The following is a 5,039-nucleotide window of genomic DNA, read 5'->3' as shown; positions in this document are numbered from 1 at the left end:
TTCTAGGTTCTGTGTGATAAGTTTAACTTACAGAGGATCGATCAATCTTTGTGTCCTTTGTGTCTTTGTGGTTCCTTCCACTCGCTCGCCAGAAAGAATGTATCTTAGAATACATTTTGCCCACCAAACCTAAGAGAGCCAAAAAATTAACTGATAACTGATAACTGATAACTGATAACTGTTATTTTTCTGCTGCCCAACTGTCGGGAGTGTAGGTTTTTAATGCCAAAGCATGGATGGCTTCGGTAGCCAGTGCCGATTGTAAAGCGCCATAAACCATTTGATGCTGTTTAACGCGGGTTTTGCCGGCAAATTCGCCGGAAATAACCACCGCTTCCAAATGATCACCACCTCCCGTTAAATCCCGAACCATCACCTGTGCATCGGGGATTTGTTCTTGAATCATCGCTTCTACTTGGCGAAAGTCAACCATCTTAACTCCTCAAAACAATTAAAGATACTCTGATCCCATTGTTACCGAAAGCTCGTCAATGGGGACAAAATTTACTGCCGTGGGGGGGAGTTGTTAGGAGTTGCCGAGGTGGGAGTCGGTGCGGAGATGGGTGTGCTGACAAATCCCATCTCGTAGAGTTGTTGATAGCTTTTTTGTCCTAATTCACTGGTGGGGTTTTGGGATTGAATCACCTGAATTAACAAAGGAACCGCCAATTCTGGCTGATTTTGCGCCCTATGGACCAAAGCAAGCTGATAGGTGGCTTCATCCCGCAGTTGTCCCGTGTTTAAAGCACTTTGACGCTGAGAATCGAATACTTTCGGGTCAATTCCTGAGAAACTATTAGCTAATTGCAGATGATAGTTAGATAGTTGGTTAAAAATCCGACGCGCTTGATTGAGTTTGTCCACAGCGACATCGTATTTAGCGGCATTAATAGCGGCGTTCGCTTCTTCCACTAAACGTTGTCCCCCCTGAAGACTCAGGACACTATCGGCTTGATTTAAGGGTTTTAATTCGTTAGGATCGCTGGCGGGAGTGTTAGAGTCGGGGGTTTGTGCTTGTCCGTCAGGTGCGATCGCAATCACTAAACCGATCACCAGAGTGAGCAGATAAATTAAACTATAAGGCTGTTTTCGCTTAACCATAAAATTTCTCGACTTAATGTTCCAGATGGGAACGGCTATTTTTTTTAACATCGACAACTGACCTATAGTAGCTTTTTTGGGGCAGTTTCGATCCGACCCCAGCTTTCTAGACGTTAGCTCTAGCGGTTTTGTCGCCATGGCAAGTGCTGTTTTTTCCCGAAAAATCAGTACAAGTCCCCAAAAAGTTAGTTTATACCCCCGATTAATTGTTTAGATACTGATAATTTAACCTCAGCAAGGCTGTCAAGATAGAATAAAGAGAAAGTAGGAGTTTAGTTAAAATGTCTTTATCGCTGATTACTCGTAAGTTTACGGTGGAAGAATACGAAAAAATGGCAACCGAGGGAATAATCAAACCCGATGAAAAAGTGGAATTAATTCGAGGAGAAATTATCAAAATGTCACCGATGGGAACCCGTCATGCTGCTGGTATAGCTAGATTAACACAGTTATTTTATCGAAAATTTGGCGATCTTATTCTCTTAGGAGGACAAAACCCGATTAGATTAAATAATAATTCTCAACCAGAACCAGATTTAAGTTTACTAATACCTCGATCGGATTTTTATGTTGCTGCCTATCCTTGTCCTCAAGATATCTATTTAATTATTGAAGTTTCTGATTCTACCCTCGATTATGATCGCTATACTAAAATCCCTCTTTATGCAGAGGCAAATATTCAAGAAGTTTGGATCGTCAATCTCAAGGAAGAATGTTTAGAAGTTTATCGCCATCCGTTGCAGGGTAGTTATCAGGATATTCAGAAATATTATCGAGGTGAAATTATTTTTATTGAATCCTTTCCAGCAATAGAGTTAACTTTAATTGAAATACTTGGTAATAAAAGTGAGATCAAGGGGTAAACTTAGATATCGTCAGGATTAATGCCTAATTCCCGCAGTTTATTCGCTAATCGTTCCGCTCGTTGTTTTCCTGATTATAGCTATTGAAAGCTTGTCCATCGGGATAAAAAAGCAACATTTCCGGTTCCCCTAACTGAAATTGAATTTATTAATTGATTTTTGAAAAATGGTAAGTAGCTGGTTATAATTAAATTTAAAATGGATTTTGGGTTCGATCCCCCCTTAGTCCCCCCTTGATAAGGTGGGTGTCTGATAATTTTTAACGCCTACCTACTTATAAGCCAATAACACCACTCCAAAGGGGTCTAGTATAATTAGAAGAGGTTGATCAAAGGGGGTTTATGGACGATAAAACCACAAAGCCGGAAGCATCAGAATCTGAAGAGAAAAAAGAATCAGATTTTGACCAGGAAAAGGAACAGGCTCAAGTTTGGACGGGAAAAATCACTGCTTTTGTTGCCCATCAACTCCGAACCTCCGCTCCTTCCCTTCCAATTATCGGGGGTAGCATTACAGGCGGCTTAACTTGGCTTAGTCAACATGACACGGTTAAGGCGATTATTGTCGGGGGAGTCACCTTTATCGTCACGGGCTTTTTTACCTACGGATCAGCCTGGAGTCAAGGGTTTTTAGAAATAGCAAGAACCAAAGGTAAAAATCATGGTAAAGGTTCAGCTTTAAGCTTTTTTGTTTGGCTAGACAAAGGACTGGAAAAAATACGTTGGCAATTAGCTAATCCTGACGGGAAATATTTAATTAAATTACGGGATTCAGATTGTCGTTATGATGATATTGAAGGGATTGAAGATGCAATCTTTGGTTTTTCTACCCCAGAACTAGAAGAAATTTTTATTAATTTGGATCTGAGTCAATTAGAACTGCGCTCAGAAGAAGAATCTAAAGGTACGGGGGATGATATTTGGGATTTATTGCGACGGGCTAAAAAGAGGACAAATTTACGGTTGTTAATTCTGGCTCCTGGTGGACGAGGAAAAACAACTTTATTGCGTCATTTAGCCTATAACTACGCTCTAAAACAACCCAAACAAAATGCACCTTTTTTAATTCCTGTCTTTTTACGTTTACGGAGATGGCAGGAAGTGATTACCACCACAGAAGGATTGGATTTACCAACCTTAATTGAGCGACATCTTAAACAAGATATTTCTCAAGAATTAGATTTACCTCAGAACTGGGCTAAAAGTCATTTAACCCGTCAGCGAATGTTAGTGATGTTTGATGGTTTTGATGAAGTTAAACCCGAATATGCCGAAAAAGTCAGTCAATGGATTGGCAAACAGTGGCAAGATTTTCGCCAAAACTATTTTATTTTAACCTCTCGTCCGAAAGGCTATCAAGCGTTTCGCTCTGAGCATAAACATCGGCAAAAGGTGTTTATTAATGAATTTACCGATAAAAATATTCGGGATTTTGTGTATAAATGGTATTTCTGGCAAGAGCAGGAAACCAGAGTTAGCAGAAGTTTAAAAGCTAAACAAGAAGCTGCCGACAATAAAGCAAAAGATTTAATTAATCAGTTATTTGCTCTCGATGATTCCGGGGAAAGTTCTACTCTATTAGCCTTGGCGAGAAATCCCTTAAATCTGAATATGATAGTACAGTTACATCGGGCAAACTTTGGCTCGGGACAAAAATTACCTCAGCAACGAGTGGATTTATTTCGCCGAATTTTTGATCTGCAATTGATCACTCGCCCTCAAGCTAGGGGCATTGATATGATTTTAGATAACAATGAGGAAAATCATCGTCAACGGGTATTGCAACAGTTAGCCCTGAAAATGGGAAATACAACCACGATTGAATATTCAGAATTACTGAGTTCTATACAAAATTTTATTCAGGAATTGGGTTATCCTGAAAGCACTTCGGCTAAGGATTTTGTAGAACGGTTAATTCATGTGAGTGAGTTAATTTTGAAAAAGGATGAATACTATGAGTTTGCCCATAATCTTTTTCAGTCCTATTTAATTGCTTTGGAGATTAAACGGTTAAAGCAAGAAAATTTACTCTGGGAAAATTGGGAACAAAATCTCTGGTACGAGGCTTGCATTATGTATGCTACTTTATTAATTAATCCAACTGATTTTATTGTCTATTTTTATAATCAATCTAATCCTAAAGCTCAGGGATTAGCGGAGCGATGTTATCGAGAATTACCTGTTAAAAAACGTCGAGGTTTGGAATTTTTAGAACAAAAACGACAGACTTCTCTCTTTACCCAACTAGAAACCTTTCTGAAAAATGGCCAATGGCGCGAAGCCGATGAGGAAACGGCGCGGTTAATGTTGTTAATTGCTAAAAGGGAAGATGAAGGCTGGCTAGATGAAGAAAGCATTAACAACTTTCCCTGTGAAGAGTTACGCACGATTGATAAGCTCTGGGTAGATAATAGCGGCGGCAAATTTGGCTTTTCTGTGCAGAAAAAAGTCTGGCTGGATTGCGGTGGTGTCCCAGGGGAATACGATTATGATGTGTATAAAAAATTCGCTGACGAGGTGGGTTGGCGCAGGAGCGGAAACTGGTTGAGCTATGATGAGCTAACTTTTTTATTAGATGGTAGTAAACACGCATACCTACCGTCACCTTGGTGGAGGGTCGTGGGGCGCACACCAGGGGGGGGGGTTGGTCGCCGCGTGTGGTGGAGGGTATCTCTTTTCTCGCGCAGCGACTTGTAACCTGTAATATATCACAGATTTAGACATCTTAAACCAGTAAAAATCCCCCCTTATCAAGGGGGGTTGGGGGGATCAAACCTATGCAATTAACCAATCATCTTAAACCAGTAAAAAGCCCCCCTTATCAAGGGGGGTTGGGGGGATCAAACCTATGCAATTAACCAATCATCATCATCTACCCTACAATCCCAAACTCGTAGAACGAGCCAAAGAACTCCGTAAAAATATGACCAAAGCTGAAAGAAAACTTTGGTATGAATACTTAAACAATTTTCAATATAGAGTTCATCGCCAAAGACCGATTGATCAATTTATTGTTGACTTTTATTGCCCCGAATTAAAATTAGTGATTGAAATTGATGGTGATAGTCATAATAGG

At 40.1% G+C, this 5,039-nt stretch carries 5 protein-coding genes; 3 read left to right on the top strand and 2 right to left on the bottom strand.

All coding sequences use genetic code 11. The annotated features are described in order from the left end of the window. Positions 1-181 precede the first annotated feature (181 nt). Positions 182-433 (bottom strand): BolA family protein, encoded by a 252-nt coding sequence (locus IM496_RS16195; RefSeq protein ID WP_002755721.1) that lies wholly within the window; start codon positions 431-433, stop codon positions 182-184. A gap of 71 nt (positions 434-504) precedes the next feature. Further along, positions 505-1,152 (bottom strand): hypothetical protein, encoded by a 648-nt coding sequence (locus tag IM496_RS16190; RefSeq protein ID WP_194014101.1) that lies wholly within the window; start codon positions 1,150-1,152, stop codon positions 505-507. Positions 1,153-1,382: 230 nt separating this feature from the next. Between IM496_RS16190 and IM496_RS16185 the strand changes: the two genes are divergently transcribed. The 3 genes from IM496_RS16185 to IM496_RS16175 form a co-directional block, all read left to right on the top strand. Continuing rightward, positions 1,383-1,964: a Uma2 family endonuclease gene (locus tag IM496_RS16185; RefSeq protein WP_287662551.1), complete on the top strand. Its 582-nt coding sequence runs from the start codon at positions 1,383-1,385 to the stop codon at positions 1,962-1,964. Positions 1,965-2,305: 341 nt separating this feature from the next. Then, entirely contained in the window at positions 2,306-4,660 is a 2,355-nt protein-coding gene (locus IM496_RS16180) for a GUN4 domain-containing protein (protein ID WP_287662550.1), read from the top strand. A 151-nt stretch (positions 4,661-4,811) separates the two neighbouring features. Further along, on the top strand, positions 4,812-5,039 hold a 228-nt coding region (locus tag IM496_RS16175; RefSeq protein ID WP_287662549.1), incomplete at its 3' end, for an endonuclease domain-containing protein.

Origin of the sequence: Microcystis sp. M049S2 (assembly GCF_020245625.1) — a bacterium.
Classification (GTDB): domain Bacteria; phylum Cyanobacteriota; class Cyanobacteriia; order Cyanobacteriales; family Microcystaceae; genus Microcystis; species Microcystis ichthyoblabe_A.
The sequence above is the reverse complement of the archived record's forward strand: the minus strand, read 5'-3'. Positions and strand labels throughout refer to the sequence as shown.

Bases quoted from the DNA above. Each gene is read 5' to 3' on its own strand.
- IM496_RS16190 (WP_194014101.1), bottom strand. From the start codon at position 1,152: ATGTTAAAAAAAATAGCCGTTCCCATCTGGAACATTAAGTCGAGAAAT.
- IM496_RS16180 (WP_287662550.1), top strand. From the start codon at position 2,306: ATGGACGATAAAACCACAAAGCCGGAAGCATCAGAATCTGAAGAGAAA.
- IM496_RS16185 (WP_287662551.1), top strand. From the start codon at position 1,383: ATGTCTTTATCGCTGATTACTCGTAAGTTTACGGTGGAAGAATACGAA.
- IM496_RS16195 (WP_002755721.1), bottom strand. From the start codon at position 433: ATGGTTGACTTTCGCCAAGTAGAAGCGATGATTCAAGAACAAATCCCC.